Genomic DNA, 15,832 nt, shown 5'->3' with positions numbered 1-15,832 from the left:
CCCGGCCTTCGGTTACAGTCTTCGTACTGCCGTCAGACCTTCGCACGCCGGGGTCGGCCGCAGAGCAAGACCAGCACAACGCAGGACCACAACTTCACAGAGCTCATCCAGAGGGACTGAGGGAACGGCCCGTCGACGTCCCGGCAACCTTCTCGCCCGGCCATCGCAGGCGCCGGCGGGACAGGTGCCAATTCCGGCCTGTGGCGCGACCGCGCCACGGGGAAGATGAGGAGAGAGGCCTCCGCCATCATGGCTACCGCTACCCCTGTCGAGCCGTCCACCGTCGACCTCGGCCCCGCCGCTTCGCTGTCCTGTCGCGAGTGCGGCACCAAGTTCCCGCTCGGCCCGAGCTTCGCCTGCCTGGAGTGCTTCGGGCCGCTGGAGATCGCCTACGACTACGCCGGCTACGACGCCGAGGAGCTGCGCAAGCGGATCGAGTCGGGCCCCGCCTCGATCTGGCGCTACGCCCCGCTGCTGCCGGTGCCCGCCGACGTCGCGTCCAAGCCCAACCTGAACCCGGGCTGGACCCCGCTGGTGAAGGCCGACAACCTGGGCCGCGAGCTCGGCTTCACCGCCCAGCTGCACGTCAAGGACGACTCCGGCAACCCCACCCACTCCTTCAAGGACCGGGTGGTGGCCTGCGCCATCGAGGCCGCCCGCGCCTTCGACTTCACCACCCTGTCCTGCTCCTCCACCGGCAACCTGGCCGGCGCGGTGGGCGCCGCGGCGGCCCGGGCCGGCTTCAAGTCCTGCGTGTTCATCCCGCACGACCTGGAGCAGGGCAAGATCGTGATGGCCGGCGTCTACGGCGGCGAGCTGGTCGGCATCGAGGGCAACTACGACGATGTGAACCGGTTCTGCTCCGAGCTGATCGGCGACCCGGCCGGCGAGGGCTGGGGCTTCGTCAACGTCAACCTGCGCCCGTACTACGGCGAGGGCTCCAAGACGCTGGCGTACGAGATCTGCGAGCAGCTCGGCTGGCGGCTGCCGGAGCAGATCGTCATCCCGATCGCCTCGGGGTCGCAGCTCACCAAGATCGACAAGGGGCTGCAGGAGCTGATCAAGCTCGGCCTGGTCGAGGACCGGCCGTACAAGATCTTCGGCGCCCAGGCGGCCGGCTGCTCGCCGGTCGCCACCGCCTTCAAGGACGGTCGCGACGTGATCCGGCCGGTCAAGCCGGACACCATCGCCAAGTCGCTGGCGATCGGCAACCCGGCCGACGGCCCGTACGTGCTGGACATCGCCCGGCGCACCGGCGGCGCGGTCGAGGACGTCACCGACGCCGAGGTGGTGGCCGCGATCAGGCTGCTGGCCCGCACCGAGGGGATCTTCGCCGAGACCGCCGGCGGCGTGACCATCGGCGTGCTCAAGAAGTTGGTCGAGAACGGCCTGCTGGACCCGGCCAAGGAGACCGTCGCGATCAACACCGGGGACGGCCTGAAGACGCTGGACGCGGTCGCCGACGCCGGTCTGACCGCGACCATCCGGCCGACCCTGGAGTCCTTCCGCGCCGCCGGCCTGGCCTGACCCACCCCCAGCACTTCGCTAGCGAGGAGTAACCCCATGAGCGCGACCGTCCGCATCCCGACCATCCTGCGCAGCTACACCGACGGCAAGGCCGAGGTGGGCGTCGAGGGCGCCACCTTGCAGGAGGTCATCGCCGACCTGGACGCGAACTTCCCCGGGATCGGCCAGCGGATCCTGGACGAGACCGGCAAGCTGCGCCGCTTCGTCAACGTGTACGTGAACGACGACGACGTGCGGTTCGCCGAGGGGCTGGCCACCGCGGTCGGCGACGGCGCCGGCGTGTCGATCATCCCGGCGGTGGCCGGCGGCTGCTGACGGCCCGTCACCGCTCCCGTCAGGCGCTCAGGGCGCCGGGCCCGTGCGCCGGTCACCGGCGGCGGGCGCGGCGCCCTGAGGCGTGTCCGCGGCGGTCGTCGGCAGGGCATAGGCTGTCCCCGACTTCCGGCCCCGTTCTGGTGCGCGGCTGGAGCACGGCTCGGGGTGTCCCGGGTCCTGAGACGGCAGCTGCCGCTGTATCACCCGAATCATGTCGGCGGATCGTCAGAATTCTTTGTGCTATTCGTGAGTTTCGTCCGCTATGTCCCGGCCGAATTGGCGAGTTCTGTCGCATTCCTCCCTTGCTATCCCTTCACGGCCCCGCCGAATTTGCGCTCAGTGGGCCTGTTGCACAGGGCTCCGATGCGGATACATTCAGCCGCGGTCGATGCATTCGCCTGCTCCGTCGGCGCCAACTGGCTTCCGGGGGTGGGGCGGTGCGGCATGCGGGAGCGCGCCCAGGGGGGTTTCCTCGGGCATCTCCGCCAGACCCGCGCTCGTGACCTGCGGGCGCGTGAAGGGCCAGCACAGCACTAGGGGAGTTCGGAATGGCTCAGGGCACCGTCAAGTGGTTCAACGCGGAGAAGGGCTACGGCTTCATCGCGGTCGACGGTGGTGCGGACGTGTTCGTCCACTACAGCGCGATCCAGATGGACGGCTACCGCACCCTTGAAGAGGGCCAGCGGGTCGAGTTCGAGATCTCCCAGGGGCAGAAGGGCCCGCAGGCGGACATGGTCCGCGCGGCGGTCTGACCTTTCCGAACCTCGGAGCCTCGGCTCTCACCGAGCTGGTGGTTCAACGGCAGGCCCGCACCCACCCCCGACCGCGGGGGAGGGTGCGGGCCTGCCGTTCGTTCGCCCCGAGTTGACGTCCGGTCGCCGAAGGAGCTTGCACTCGTCATGCCGGAGTGCTAATCATTGGCGTTAGCACTCACAGTGTGAGAGTGACAAACGGACCGGGTCGGTGAGGCCCCCGGGAGCGGTAGGGGACAGGACCCCCGCATACCAGGGCCGTCCGTCGCGGGCACCACTGGTCCGAGCAGTCGACCGTGTCCTGGAGGACCACTTCCGATGGCCAAGATCATCGCGTTTGACGAGGAAGCTCGCCGCGGCCTTGAGCGCGGCATGAACCAGCTTGCCGATGCCGTCAAGGTGACGCTCGGCCCCAAGGGCCGCAACGTCGTCCTTGAGAAGAAGTGGGGCGCCCCCACGATCACCAACGACGGCGTCTCCATCGCCAAGGAGATCGAGCTCGAGGACCCGTACGAGAAGATCGGTGCGGAGCTCGTCAAGGAGGTCGCCAAGAAGACGGACGACGTCGCGGGTGACGGCACCACCACCGCCACCGTGCTCGCCCAGGCCCTGGTTCGCGAGGGTCTGCGCAACGTCGCCGCCGGCGCCAACCCGATGGCCCTGAAGCGCGGCATCGAGAAGGCCGTCGCGGCCGTCTCGGACCAGCTGCTGGCCCAGGCCAAGGACGTGGAGACCAAGGAGCAGATCGCTTCGACCGCCTCCATCTCCGCCGCCGACACCCAGATCGGCGAGCTGATCGCCGAGGCCATGGACAAGGTCGGCAAGGAAGGTGTCATCACCGTCGAGGAGAGCAACACCTTCGGCCTGGAGCTCGAGCTCACCGAGGGCATGCGCTTCGACAAGGGCTACATCTCCGCCTACTTCGCCACCGACCTGGAGCGGATGGAGGCCTCCTTCGAGGACCCCTACATCCTGATCGTCAACTCCAAGATCGGCTCGGTCAAGGACCTGCTCCCGCTGCTGGAGAAGGTCATGCAGAGCGGCAAGCCGCTCGTCATCATCGCCGAGGACGTCGAGGGCGAGGCCCTGTCGACCCTGGTCGTGAACAAGATCCGCGGCACCTTCAAGTCCGTCGCCGTCAAGGCCCCGGGCTTCGGCGACCGTCGCAAGGCCATGCTCGGTGACATCGCCATCCTCACCGGCGGCACCGTGATCTCCGAGGAGGTCGGCCTCAAGCTCGAGAACGCCGGTCTCGACCTGCTGGGCACCGCCCGCAAGGTGGTCATCACCAAGGACGAGACCACCATCGTCGACGGTGGCGGCGACAGCGAGCAGGTCGCCGGGCGGGTCAACCAGATCCGCGCCGAGATCGAGAACAGCGACTCGGACTACGACCGCGAGAAGCTCCAGGAGCGCCTCGCCAAGCTGGCCGGCGGCGTGGCCGTCATCAAGGCGGGCGCGGCGACCGAGGTCGAGCTGAAGGAGCGCAAGCACCGCATCGAGGACGCCGTTCGCAACGCGAAGGCGGCCGTCGAGGAGGGCATCGTCGCCGGCGGTGGCGTGGCCCTGCTGCAGGCCGGTATCGCGTTCGACAAGCTCGAGCTCGAGGGCGACGAGGCCACTGGCGCCAACATCGTCAAGGTCGCGCTGGAGGCCCCGATCAAGCAGATCGCCGCCAACGCCGGCCTCGAGGGCGGTGTCGTGGTGGAGAAGGTCCGCAACCTGCCCGCCGGTCACGGTCTGGACGCCAGCACCAACGAGTACAAGGACCTGATCGCCGCGGGCATCATCGACCCGGCCAAGGTCACCCGGTCCGCGCTGCAGAACGCCGCCTCCATCGCGGCGCTCTTCCTCACCACCGAGGCCGTCATCGCCGACAAGCCGGAGAAGGCCGCCGCGGCCGCCGGCGGCGGCATGCCGGGCGGTGACATGGACTTCTGATCCTCCGTCGAGGGTCAGCTGGTCTGAACAGGGCGGTCTCCTTCGGGAGGCCGCCCTTTCGCCTGCGGGGAGCCTTTCGCGGATGCGGGACAATGGACGCATGCCCGATCTCGAAACCGCCTTGCACAACGCCCGCGCGCTGATCCTCGCCGACCTGTCCGCCCGCGAGGTGGCCGACGCCGCCGTGGTCTCGCTGGTGGAGGACGCCGTGACGCACCGGCGCTGGTGGCTGGAGCAGTGGCCGGACGGCGCCGAGTTCGTGCTCGGGCTGGTCGCGCAGGACGTGCAGGACGCGCTGCTGGAGGCGTACGGGCGCTGGCCGCTCTGCGAGGAGTGCGCGCGGGCCGACGACGACCCGCACGCGCTCGGCGTGGAGCCGGAGTTGGGGCCCGACCCGCACTGGGTCTGCGGCAAGCGCGGGGTCGCGGTGGCGGCCGTCGGGTCGCTGGCGTGATCCTGATCGACCCGCCGACCTGGCCCGGCCACGGCCGGCTCTGGTCGCACCTGGTGAGCGACACCGACTACGCGGAACTGCACGCCTTCGCGGCCCGGCTCGGCGCCCCCGCGCGCGGTTTCGAGCGCGACCACTACGACATTCCGGAGTCGCGGTACGCGGACGCGCTGAGCCTGGGCGCGCAGCCGGTCGGCAGCAAGGAGCTGGTGGCCCGGCTCACCGCCGCCGGGCTGCGTCGGCGCAAGGCCGCGGCTGCAACGCCTGCTACGGTTACGGCGCCGGCTCGCTGAGTTCGGCGAGCTCGGCGGCCAGGTTGGCGCGGGCCGGGCCGTCGTAGCGGGCGTGCGCGGCCGGGGTGCGGTAGAGCGCGGGCAGCGCCAGCAGTTGGCGCAGGATCGCGGCACGCCCCTGCCGGAACGCCGCCTCGGGGACGAAGGCGTACTCCTCGCGCACCGCCGCGGCGTACCGGGCGTAGGCCTGCGGGGACCGGCCGAGTACCGCGAGATCGGCGTCGCAGAGCACCTCGCCGTCCCGGTCGCCGGGCCGCGGGCGGTGACCGACGGTCAGTCTGACCAGCCGCACCACCTCGGCGACCAGCGCCGCCGGCAGCCCGGCCTCGTCCAGCGCGCGGATCGCCAACTGGGCGCTGCGCTCCTCGTTCTCGGAGCGGTCCGGCTTGTAGACGGCGTCGTGGAACCAGGCCGCCAGGCGCACCGCGTCCGGGTCCGCGGCGTGCTCGGCGAGCGCGTCCACCTCGTCCAGCACGGCCAGCAGGTGGTCGGTGGTGTGGTAGCGGCGCTGCGGCTCGGCCCAGCGGGCCAGCAGCGCGCGGCCGTAGGGCTCGGGGTCGGCGGTGGCGCCGCAGCGCTCCAGCAGGGCGTTCCAGCGCTCCAGCAGGGCGTCGGCGGCAGGGTGCGGTTCGGTCGGCATGACGGTCATTCTGCTCCCGCCACGGTTCTGGACAGATATGACGATGATCTATATATATAGACCTATGACAGGACGGGCTATGCAGGAGCCGACGTTGCTCCTGCTCACCGCGCTGGCCGATGCCCCACGGCACGGCTACGCGCTCATCCAGGAGATCGCCGAGATCTCCGGCGGCCGGGTCGCGATGCGCACCGGCACGCTCTACGCGGGGCTGGACCGGCTGCTCGACCAGGGGCTGATCCGGGTCGAGAGCGACCAGGTGGTGGACGGTCGGGCCCGGCGCACCTACGCGCTGACCGACGCCGGGCGCTCCTTGCTCGCCGAGGAGGCCGAGCGGCTGCGGGCCGTGGCGGCCGAGGCCCAGCGCCGACTCGCAGTGGTACGACGGCCGATCAACCGGGGGGCGTGGGCATGAGCAGTCGTCAGGAGGTACTGCGGCTCGCCCTGCGGTGCTACCCGAAGCGCTACCGGGTCGAGCGCGGGGCGGAGATCGCGGAGGTCTACGCGGAGACGACGGAGGAGGCCGGGCGCTTCGGGCGGGCGCGCGAGCTGTACGGCGTCGCCGCGTACGGCGTCCGGCTGCGGCTCGGGCTGGCCTCCAGTCAGCCCGCCGGCCGGCTGCTCGGCACGGCGGCACCGCTGGTCGCGGGGGTGTGGGCGGGGGTGAGCCTGCTCTGGTTGCTGGAGCTGCTGGGCGGGTCGATCCTCCGGCACTTCGGCCTCTTCACGGTGCTCTGGTTCGCGCAGTTCGTGTTCGCGGGGCCGGCGTTGATCGCCGTGCTGCTCGACCGGTGGACGCTGGTGCGCTGTGTCGCGCTGCTCGCGGTGGGGGTGACGGTCCTGGTGGAGGCCAGGCAGATGTACGCCTTCATGCCCGGTGCCACCCACTGGCCCTTCTACCTGGGCTGGGTGCTCGAGCAACTGGCCCCGCTGGTCTGGCCGCTGCTGCTGCTCGCGGTGCCGCGCGACCTGCTCGACCTCGACCTCGGCCGGGTCGGCCGGCACCGGCCCTGGTCGGCCCTGGCCATGGTGCTGGGGTCCGGTTTCGTCTCCATCACGGGGGCCGCGGTTCGCGTGCTCAGGGAGCCGTTGGCCCCGTGGGCCGAGCTGGGCACGGCGCTCGCGCTGATCCTGGTGACGGCGGCGGTGGTGCGGCGCGGCGCGCTGACCCTCCCGCTGCTGGCGGTGGCGCTCTTCTCGCTGCTCGAGCCGCTCGACGACCTCCTGTTCAACGGCGCCACGCCGGGCGGGGAGCTGATCGTGCTGCCGCTGGGGATCGCGGCGCTGGCGCAGCTGCGTCGGGAGCGGTCCCGTCGAGCGGGTACCGGGGTCCCGCTCGGCTGAGTCCTCGGGCGGCCCGGCCGCGGGTGCGGTACGGGGGCTCGCGGCGGAGGCGGGCGGTGTGGCAGTCTACGGATATGTCTAGACCAATCTTCGAAGTCATCGCGCTGACCGCCCAGGACGCGAAGGCCGCGCAGGCCGGCGGTGCCGACCGCCTCGAACTGGTCACCGACATGGCCGCCGACGGCCTCACCCCCGCCGTCGCCGACTTCGCCGCGATCCGGGCCGCCGTGGACCTGCCGCTGCGGGTGATGCTGCGGATCCGCAGCGGCTTCGGCTCCGGCGACCTGGACGAGCTGCGGGGCCGGGCGACGGCACTGCGGGCCGAGGGGGCCGAGGAGTTCGTGCTCGGGTTCCTGGACGCGCACGGGAACGTGGACCTGCCCGCCGTGCGGGCCGTCGCCGAGGCGGTGGCCGGCTGCCGCTGGACCTTCCACCGGGCGATCGACCACAGCGCCGACCGCTGCGCGCTGCGCGCGGCGGTGGCCGAGCTGCCCGGGCTCGACACCTTCCTCACCTCGGGAGCCGCCGCCGGTGTGGCCGCCGGGCGCGAGGTGCTGACCGGGGAGCTGGCCAAGGCGGGGGAGCCGGGGTACCGGCCGCGGATCCTGATCGGCGGCGGCCTGCGCGTCGAGCACCTGCCGGAGCTGGTCGCGGAGGGCTTCGACGCCTTCCACGTGGGCGGCGCGGTGCGAGTCGCGGGCTGGGACTCGCCGGTGGACGCGGCCAAGGTCGCCGAGTGGCGGGCGCTGATCGGGGCGTAGCGGCGGGCGGGGGTGGTCCGGTCGCCGGGACCACCCCCGCGTGCTCAGCCCAACTCGGCCGGCAGCGGCTCGGTGTGCAGCACCGTCAGGCCCGAGACCGCACGGGTGAGCGCCACGTACAGCCGGCGCAGGCCGGTCCGCCGGTCCGGCTCGCCGGCCACCACGGCGGCGGGCTCGTCCAGCACCACGTAGTCGTACTCCAGGCCCTTGGCGAGCGAGGCCGGCACCAGCGTGAGCCGGGCCTCGGCGGTGGTCTCGGTGCCGGGCGTCAGATAGCCCAGGCCGGCCTCGGCCAGCGCCTGCTCGAAGAGCGGCAGTCGGGCGTCGGCGGCGATCAGGCCGGTCGAGCCCTCGTGGGCCAGCGCCTCGCGGCAGGCCCGCAGCACCGCCTCGACCTGGGCGTCCGGCTCGGCCTGACGGATGCTCAGCGCGCCTGCGGTGTCGCGGATCGAGGTCGCCGGGGTCAGGCCGGGGGCGATGGCGGGCAGCAGTCGCGAGGCGTAGCCGATCACCTCCTCCGGCACCCGGAAGCCGACGGTCAGCTCCTCGACGTGCGCGCCCGGCTTGCCCAGGTGGTGCAGCGCCTCGGACCAACTGCCGGTGGCCCAGGGCGTGGTGCCCTGGGCGAGGTCGCCCAGCACGGTGGCCGAGCCGGTAGTGCAGCGCCGGCCCACCGCGCGGTACTGCATCGGCGAGAGGTCCTGCGCCTCGTCCAGCACCACATGGCCGAGCGAGGGGGTGCGGTGCACCAGGTCGGTCGCCTCGTCGACCAGCACGGCGTCCGCCGCCGTCCACGGTGCGGTCTTGAGCGAACGCCCGGGCTTGGGCCAGCGGATCGCCGCCTGCTCGGCCGCGTCCAGGACGCCGTCCGCGCAACTCGCCAGGAACGCCGCGTCGGTGAGCAGCCGGTGCACCAGCCTGGCCGGGTCCACCGGCGGCCAGCAGGCCTTGACCAGCGCCTTGACCTCGCGCGACCTGGCCACCGCGTCCTGCACCCGGTCGTCCGGAGCCTCGCCGCCCTGCTCCATCTTCAGCAGCACGGCATGCGCGACCCGCTGCGGCAGTGCCTCCATGGCGGCTCCGTAGCGGATCTCCCGGCTCGCCAACTCCTCGATGATCTCGATCAGTTCGTAGGCGGGAACGCGCCAGCGGCGGGAGCCGCGGACCACCACGCAGGGCTCGGTGGGCAGCGTGATGCCCGAGCGCACCGCGCGGCGCAGCACCTGGGCCAGCCGCGCGTCGCCCTTGATCCCGGCCGCCTCGGCGGAGTCGGTGCCGCGCACCTCGACGTGCCGGACCAGCTGCTGCACGGTGGCCTGCGCCACGTCCAACTCGCCCAGCGCGGGCAGCACCTGCTCGATGTAGGAGAGGAAGGAGCTGTTCGGGCCGATCACCAGGGTGCCGGACTTGGCGAGCCGCTCGCGGTGCGCGTACAGCAGGTAGGCCACCCGGTGCAGGCCCACCGCCGTCTTCCCGGTGCCCGGGGCGCCCTGCACGCAGACCGTGCCGGTCACGTCGGCGCGGACGATCTCGTCCTGCTCGGGCTGGATGGTGGCCACGATGTCGCGCATCGGGCCGACGCGGGGCTTCTCGATCTCGGCGGCGAGCAGCGCCGAGGCGGTGTCGGTCTCCGCCGGGTCGCTCAGGTTCTCGTCCTCGTAGGCGGTCAACTCGCCGCCGGTGTAGCCGAACCGGCGTCGCTTCTCGATGTCCATCGGGTCCTGGCGGCTGGCCCGGTAGAACGACTGGGAGACCGGCGCGCGCCAGTCGAGCACCATCGGGTCGCCCCCGGCGTCGTGCACGTGGCGGCGGCCGATGTAGAAGCGCTCGCCGCCCGCTCCTTCGGAGACCTCGGTCGAGATCGCGTGCCGGAAGTCGAGGCGGCCGAAGAAGAGCGGGGTGTGCGCCAGATCGGCCAGCGCGGCGATCCGCCGTTGGATCTGGTCGTGCAGCACCTGCTGGGTGACCCAGGTGCCGGCGACATCGGAGATGTTCAGCGTCTGGGCGTCCTCGCGCATCGCGCGCAGGGCGGCGCGGGAGGAGGCGAGGTGGTCGCGCTCCCGCTGCAGCGGGTCGGCGTCGGTGGTGGCGGTGGTGGCGGGGGAGTGCACAGCGAACCTTCCCGGCCGCGTTCCGATGGGTCGCGGCGGTCTCGTCGTAGCTCACGGTGGAAGCGGCCTGACCGGTTGCCGAGCGGTCAGGGCCTCCCGGCGCGGCCAGGACCGGCAGCACGGATCGGGAGGGGGCAGGCCGGACAGCTTAGACCCGCCGTTCGCCCGCGCGCCAACGGATATTCGCCGGATAAGGGTCTCGGGGTCGTATACAACCGCAGGACGACCTAGGTCCTGTCAGGTACGGCCTTTGGGCTGATGTGCCGGCGGCGGCGGAAAACTACCGTGGAACACATGAGCACCGTGCATCCGCCGGCGCTCCCGGCTGCGGCCAAGGCCCCCCGGGCGCGCACCACCACCGAGTCCCTGTCCACCCCGCCGGTCGGCGCCACCGCGGCTTCCGCCGTGGCCGACAGCCCGCGCCGCCGAAAGCCGCTGACCCAGGCCGTGCGCAATGTCGGCATCGTGCTCGACACCGCCGCGCGCGTGATCCTGCTCGGGCGCGACGGCGTCAAGCTGTAGCGGAACTACAGCGGACCCGTCCTGCACGTCCTACACGTCGTCCGCGTCGATGATCCGATAGGCGTACCCCTGCTCCGCCAGGAACCGCTGGCGGTGCGCGGCGAAGTCCTGGTCCACCGTGTCACGGGCCACCACCGAGTAGAAGTGCGCCGAGTGCCCGTCCGCCTTGGGGCGCAGCACCCGGCCCAGCCGCTGGGCCTCCTCCTGGCGCGAGCCGAAGGTGCCGGAGACCTGGATGGCCACCGTGGCCTCCGGCAGGTCGATCGAGAAGTTCGCCACCTTGGAGACCACCAGCACGCTGATCTCCTTGGTCCGGAACGCCTCGAAGAGCTTCTCGCGCTGGGCGTTGCTGGTCTCGCCCTTGATCACCGGGGCGTTCAGCACCTCGCCCAGCTCGTCCAGCTGGTCGATGTACTGCCCGATGATCAGCGTCTGGTCCTTCTCGTGCTTCTTGACCAGCGCCTCCACCACCCGCCGCTTGGTCGCGGTGGTGGAGCAGTACCGGTAGCGCTCCTCCGGCTCGGCGGTCGCGTAGGTGAGCCGCTCGGAGTCGCTCAGCGTGACCCGGACCTCGCAGCAGTCGGCCGGCGCGATGTAGCCCTGCGCCTCGATCTCCTTCCACGGGGCGTCGAAGCGCTTGGGGCCGATCAGGCTGAACACGTCGCCCTCGCGGCCGTCCTCGCGCACCAGGGTCGCGGTCAGCCCGAGCCGGCGGCGGGCCTGCAGGTCGGCGGTGAACTTGAAGACCGGCGCGGGCAGCAGGTGCACCTCGTCGTAGACCACCAGGCCCCAGTTGCGGGCGTCGAACAGTTCCAGGTGGGCGTAGCTGCCCTTCCGCTTGGTCGTCATCACCTGGTAGGTGGCGATGGTGACCGGGCGGATCTCCTTCTTCGTCCCGCTGTACTCGCCGATCTCGTCCTCGGTCAGCGAGGTGCGCTTGACCAGCTCGTGCTTCCACTGGCGGGCCGAGACGGTGTTGGTGACCAGGATCAGCGTGGTCGACTTGGCCTCGGCCATCGCCGCCGCGCCGACCAGCGTCTTGCCCGCCCCGCACGGCAGCACCACCACGCCGCTGCCGCCGTGCCAGAAGCCCTCCACCGCCTGCTGCTGGTAGGGGCGCAGCTGCCAGCCGTCCTGGTCGAGCTCGATCGGGTGCGCCTCGCCGTCCACGTACCCGGCGTGGTCCTCGGCCGGCCAGCCGAGCTTGAGCAGCACCTGCTTGATCTGCCCGCGCTCCGAGGGGTGCACCACCACCATGTCCGGCTCGACCCGTGCGCCGACCAGCGGCGCGATCTTCTTGGACTTCAGCACCTCTTCGAGCACCGGCCGGTCCGTGGTGGAGAGCACCAGCCCGTGCACCGGGTGCTTGCTCAGCTGCAGCCGCCCGTACCGGGCCATGGTGTCCGCCACGTCCACCAGCAGCGCGTGCGGCACCGGATAGCGCGAGTACGTCACCAGCGCGTCCACCACCTGCTCCGCGTCATGCCCGGCGGCCCGCGCGTTCCACAGCCCCAGCGGCGTCACCCGGTAGGTGTGCACATGCTCGGGCGCCCGCTCCAGCTCGGCGAACGGCGCGATCGCCCGCCGGCAGTCGGCGGCCTGGGGGTGGTCGATCTCCAGCAGGAGAGTCTTGTCACTCTGGACGATCAGTGGCCCGTTGTTCACGGTGTGGAGTCCTCCATCGGGTCAGGCGCAGACCCTCCAGTGTCGCGCATCGGCGGACCGTTCGGAGCGGGAGTGCCCGAAGGCGGGGCGCCCGAAGGTGGGGCGCACGGAGAATCCGCCGCATCGCAGGATCAGTCCGCGGGCTCCGTCAGCCACAGGTACGCCGCGAAGCGTCCGGTGCGCTGCTCGCGCCGGTGCGAGAAGAGGTCGGGGTCCTCGATCGTGCAGCGGGCGTCCTGGCGCACCGTGGCGACGCCGGCCCGGGTCAGCTGGGCGGTGATGCCGGCCCGCAGGTCGAGGGCGGGGGTGCCCTGGCGGGTGGTGGAGTGGGCCTCGGGCAGGGCGGCGGTGGCCTCGGCGCGCATCGGCTCCGGGACCTCGTAGCAGCGGCCGCAGGCCATCGGCCCGACCAGCGCGGTCATCCGGGCCGGCTGGGCGCCCGCCTCGGCCATCGCGGCGACCAGGTTCGGCACCACGCCGGCCAGCGTGCCGACCCGCCCCGAGTGGGCCGCGCCGATCAGGCGGGCTATCGGGTCGGCCAGCAGCACCGGCGCGCAGTCCGCGGCCAACGAGGCCAGCGGGAGGCCCGGTTCGCTGGTGAACACGCCGTCCAGCCGGGGGCGGTCGGCGCCGAAAGGTGCGCTGACCCGGGTCACCGAGGCGCTGTGCACCTGGCTCATCCAGACCACCCGGTCCGGGTCGAGACCGAGCTGACGGGCCGTCAACGCCCGGTTCTGGAGCACGTTCTGGAAGTCGTCGGCGGTGCTGCCGCCCAGGTTGCGGCCGTACGGGGCCGGGCTCACGCCGCCGTGGCGGTCGGTGACGGCGTAGCGGACCCCGGGGACGAGCTCGGTTGCTTCCATGGTCAGGACCCTAGCCCTCGTCCAGCCCGGCCACACCGGTGATCCGGTGCAGCGCGAAGGTGTTGAGCTTCTCGGCGTGGTGGTCGAACGCGGTGACGTAGCCGCCCTCCACCTTCACCGGGTCGATCACCCGCTGCGAGGCCAGCCCTTCGGCGTTGACGTAGCCGATCCACATCCGCTCGCCGAGCAGCACCGCGGTCTGCAGCGCGGCCAGCGTCTCCGCGGCGACGGTGCGCGGCAGTTGACGGGTGTCGGCGGGCGTGGCAGCGGGGCCGGCGACGGTCTCCCGGCGGTGCGCGGTGGCCGCCCGGTCGCCCGCCCGGATCGCCTTGACGGCGGCGCCGAGCAGCACTTCGTCCGGGGTGGCCGGGCCGTCCGCGACCGGGGCGGGTGCGGTGCGCGGCGGGGTGCGGTAGCTGTCGGGGCGGGTGATCAGCAGGTCGCCGTCGGCCGACTCGGCGGCCGGCGCGTAGCCCATCGCGCGCAGCACGCCGAGCACCGTCTCGGGCCCGGCCTGCGCGGCCAGCACGGTCGGGGCGAGCAGCCGCAGCCGCAGTTCCAGCGCGCGCCGGTCGGCCAGCACCTCGGCCAGCAGCGCCGGGTCGTCGCAGCGCAGGTAGGCGGAGGCGGCGCCGACCCGCAGCACGCCGTGGCGCCTGGCGACGTCGTCGATCAGGTAGCTGAGCGGCTGCGGCACGGCGGTGCGCGAGTGCTGCTCCAGGAAGGAGTGCAGGTCGGCGGCGCTGCGCCCGGCGTCCAGCGCCCGGCGCACCGACTCGGGGGTGAACCGGTAGACGGTGGCGCCGCCCTTGGACTCGATCTCCGCGCAGAGGGCCAGCGCCTGGGCGAGCGGGGTGAGCAGCGGTCCCGGCGCGATGGCGGTCAGGTCGGGCTGCAGGATCACGTGGTCCAGCGGCTGGGGCAGCAGCGGCGCGAGCACCGGAGCCGGAGCCTGGCCGGCGAGCAGGGCCCGGGCCGGGGAGCCGAGCGCGCCGCGCCCGGTGATACCGAGCAACTCGGCCTCGGCCAGGGTCCACCCGGTCAGCTGGTCGCGCAGGTCGCGCCCGTCGGGGCCGGTGGCGCCGCCGCGCAGCGGGCGGTACCAGCGCTGCACGGGCAGCAGCGCGGCCGCGTCGGCCACCGCGCCGGGCGGCAGGGTGGCGAGCAGGCTGAGCAGGGCGCGCCGGGTGGCGGGGGCCAGTACCCGGTCCAGTTCGGGGCCGAGCGCCGCGCGCGCCTTGCCCTTGCCGTCGGGGGTGCCGACCAGCCCGGCGACCCGGGTCGCGGCCAGCCAGCCGCGCGCCAGTACGGTCCACCGTTCGGCCACCGGCTGCTGCAGCCACAGGTCGTACGCGGGGGTCGGCGCCCAGACCTCGCCGGTCCGCCCGGCCACCTCGCCGCTCTCCCCGTCCGGGGCCAGCAGCCCGGCCCCGTAGGCGAGTTCCAGCCAGAACGCGGCCTGGGTCTCGTCCGTCTCCAGGGCCAGCGCGGCCCGCTTGAGGTCGCGCACCCCGAGGCCGCCGGCCCGCAGGGTGGACGGCGGTTGCAGGCCCCAGAGGTCGAGCAGCTCCTCGACGGTCCGCACCGCCGTGTACGCCTGGCCGGCCGCCGCGCTGTCCACAGCCTGTGGATCGCGCTCGGTGCTCGGCACCGGCACGGGCGGTGTGGGTTCCGCCACCCGGTGGCTGCGCCCGCCGCGCAGGTGCAGGGCCAGCTCGCGCGGGAGCACCACGCTGCCGGGACCGGAGGGCAGCAGCAGGCCGCGGGCCAGCAGCCACTCCAGCGGGCCGCGCGCCTGCTCGGCGGTGACCGGGCGGGCGGCGTCGGGGACGGTGCCGGTGGGCGGGCCCCAGACCAGCCGGTCCAGCACCCCGAGCGCGGCCTCGGGCGCCTCGGCGAGCAGCGCGGCGCAGCGCTTGCGGTCCGCCAGCAGGGCGGTCAGCGCGGCCACCGCCGTCACCGGGTCGGCCGTGCCGGGCAGCCCGGCGCCGGCCAGCAGTTGCTGCAGGCGGGCGGGGGACATCCCCAGCGTGGCCTCGGCGAGGGTCGGGCCCAGGCCGGTGCCGCCGGGCGTGCCGGCGCTCGGGGCCAGCGCCTCCCGCACCGCGATCACCAGGCGAGGCGCGCTGTCCGGCCCCCAGAGCAGCGCCCGTTCGCGCAGCGCGGCCAGTGCCCGGGGCAGCGCGGCGATCACGGCGGCCCGCTCCACCGGCTCGGCGCCGGGGTGCGCCTTGACCCGGGCGGGGCCGGCCAGCAGATCGCGCAGCATGGTGCCCGGGCTGCCGTCGGGCAGCGCGGCCAGCGCCTCTGCGGTCTGCAGGGTGAACCGGTCGAGCCGCTCCAGCGCGCGCAGCGCGGAGGCTCGACTGGAGAGCCGGGCGGTCAGCTGCGTGATGTCGGTGGGCACGGGGTTGAGCAGATCGGGGCGCAGGCGCAGCAGGGTGGCCAGTGCCTGGTCGCTGCTGGCGCGGAGCTCGTCGGCCAGGGTGCGGGCCCTGTTGGACGCTCCGTTCGGCTCGGTGGTCATCCGACCCAGCGTAGTCGGACCGGATGAAGGGCGGCGCCCACCGTTTCAAGAGCGACCCCGGGCTCGGGTGTGCGCCGCAGGTGGGCTGGGGTGGCACGGCGGCGGGCGGGGCATAGGGCG

At 73.0% G+C, this 15,832-nt stretch carries 15 protein-coding genes and 1 riboswitch; of the genes, 10 read left to right on the top strand and 5 right to left on the bottom strand.

Annotated elements, in window-relative coordinates; genetic code table 11:
* The first annotated feature begins 100 nt into the window (after window positions 1-100).
* Window positions 101-232: riboswitch (SAM riboswitch) on the top strand.
* A gap of 17 nt (window positions 233-249) precedes the next feature.
* From thrC to P3T41_RS12500, 6 genes are all read left to right on the top strand, one after another.
* Window positions 250-1,527 (top strand): threonine synthase, encoded by a 1,278-nt coding sequence (gene thrC, locus P3T41_RS12525; protein ID WP_280689791.1) that lies wholly within the window; start codon window positions 250-252, stop codon window positions 1,525-1,527.
* A 36-nt stretch (window positions 1,528-1,563) separates the two neighbouring features.
* Window positions 1,564-1,842: a MoaD/ThiS family protein gene (locus tag P3T41_RS12520; RefSeq protein ID WP_280689790.1), complete on the top strand. Its 279-nt coding sequence runs from the start codon at window positions 1,564-1,566 to the stop codon at window positions 1,840-1,842.
* Window positions 1,843-2,390: 548 nt separating this feature from the next.
* Complete coding sequence (locus P3T41_RS12515) at window positions 2,391-2,594, top strand: cold-shock protein (protein WP_030289665.1); 204 nt, start codon at window positions 2,391-2,393, stop codon at window positions 2,592-2,594.
* 318 nt (window positions 2,595-2,912) lie between these two features.
* Complete coding sequence (groL, locus tag P3T41_RS12510) at window positions 2,913-4,535, top strand: chaperonin GroEL (protein WP_280689789.1); 1,623 nt, start codon at window positions 2,913-2,915, stop codon at window positions 4,533-4,535.
* 100 nt (window positions 4,536-4,635) lie between these two features.
* Window positions 4,636-4,989, top strand: a complete 354-nt coding sequence (locus P3T41_RS12505; protein ID WP_280689787.1) for a hypothetical protein — start codon at window positions 4,636-4,638, stop codon at window positions 4,987-4,989.
* Entirely contained in the window at window positions 4,986-5,279 is a 294-nt protein-coding gene (locus P3T41_RS12500) for a DUF4031 domain-containing protein (protein ID WP_280689785.1), read from the top strand. Before P3T41_RS12505 ends, P3T41_RS12500 begins: the two co-directional genes overlap by 4 nt.
* On the opposite strand, the gene P3T41_RS12495 is transcribed toward P3T41_RS12500, so the two are convergent.
* On the bottom strand, window positions 5,260-5,919 hold the full coding sequence (locus P3T41_RS12495; protein ID WP_280689784.1) for a hypothetical protein: 660 nt from the start codon (window positions 5,917-5,919) through the stop codon (window positions 5,260-5,262). The two genes, P3T41_RS12500 and P3T41_RS12495, sit on opposite strands and share 20 nt — an antisense overlap.
* Window positions 5,920-5,998: 79 nt before the next feature.
* Here P3T41_RS12495 and P3T41_RS12490 point away from each other — a divergent pair, with 79 nt between their 5' ends.
* The 3 genes from P3T41_RS12490 to P3T41_RS12480 all read left to right on the top strand — a co-directional run bounded on the left by P3T41_RS12490 (window position 5,999) and on the right by P3T41_RS12480 (window position 8,024).
* Window positions 5,999-6,334 carry a PadR family transcriptional regulator gene (locus tag P3T41_RS12490; RefSeq protein WP_280689783.1) on the top strand — a complete coding sequence of 112 codons (336 nt, stop codon included), beginning with the start codon at window positions 5,999-6,001 and terminating at the stop codon, window positions 6,332-6,334.
* On the top strand, window positions 6,331-7,263 hold the full coding sequence (locus P3T41_RS12485; RefSeq protein WP_280689781.1) for a hypothetical protein: 933 nt from the start codon (window positions 6,331-6,333) through the stop codon (window positions 7,261-7,263). Before P3T41_RS12490 ends, P3T41_RS12485 begins: the two co-directional genes overlap by 4 nt.
* A 74-nt stretch (window positions 7,264-7,337) precedes the next feature.
* Entirely contained in the window at window positions 7,338-8,024 is a 687-nt protein-coding gene (locus tag P3T41_RS12480; protein ID WP_280689780.1) for a copper homeostasis protein CutC, read from the top strand.
* 44 nt (window positions 8,025-8,068) lie between these two features.
* On the opposite strand, the gene P3T41_RS12475 is transcribed toward P3T41_RS12480, so the two are convergent.
* Window positions 8,069-10,135 carry an AAA family ATPase gene (locus P3T41_RS12475; protein WP_280689779.1) on the bottom strand — a complete coding sequence of 689 codons (2,067 nt, stop codon included), beginning with the start codon at window positions 10,133-10,135 and terminating at the stop codon, window positions 8,069-8,071.
* A 294-nt stretch (window positions 10,136-10,429) separates the two neighbouring features.
* On the opposite strand from P3T41_RS12475, the gene P3T41_RS12470 reads away from it, so the two are divergent.
* Window positions 10,430-10,657 (top strand): hypothetical protein, encoded by a 228-nt coding sequence (locus P3T41_RS12470; protein ID WP_280689778.1) that lies wholly within the window; start codon window positions 10,430-10,432, stop codon window positions 10,655-10,657.
* A 30-nt stretch (window positions 10,658-10,687) separates the two neighbouring features.
* Here the strand turns inward: P3T41_RS12470 and P3T41_RS12465 are convergent, their stop codons facing one another.
* The 3 genes from P3T41_RS12465 to P3T41_RS12455 all read right to left on the bottom strand — a co-directional run bounded on the left by P3T41_RS12465 (window position 10,688) and on the right by P3T41_RS12455 (window position 15,712).
* Window positions 10,688-12,322 (bottom strand): DNA repair helicase XPB, encoded by a 1,635-nt coding sequence (locus P3T41_RS12465; RefSeq protein WP_280689777.1) that lies wholly within the window; start codon window positions 12,320-12,322, stop codon window positions 10,688-10,690.
* Between the two features lie 131 nt (window positions 12,323-12,453).
* Entirely contained in the window at window positions 12,454-13,185 is a 732-nt protein-coding gene (gene pgeF / locus P3T41_RS12460; protein ID WP_280689776.1) for a peptidoglycan editing factor PgeF, read from the bottom strand.
* A gap of 10 nt (window positions 13,186-13,195) precedes the next feature.
* Entirely contained in the window at window positions 13,196-15,712 is a 2,517-nt protein-coding gene (locus tag P3T41_RS12455) for a helicase C-terminal domain-containing protein (protein WP_280689775.1), read from the bottom strand.
* Between the last annotated feature and the right edge of the window lie 120 nt (window positions 15,713-15,832).

The sequence above is a fragment of the Kitasatospora sp. GAS204B genome, assembly GCF_029892155.1.
Classification (GTDB): Bacteria; Actinomycetota; Actinomycetes; order Streptomycetales; family Streptomycetaceae; genus Kitasatospora.
This window is presented reverse-complemented; position numbering and strand designations above follow the sequence as displayed.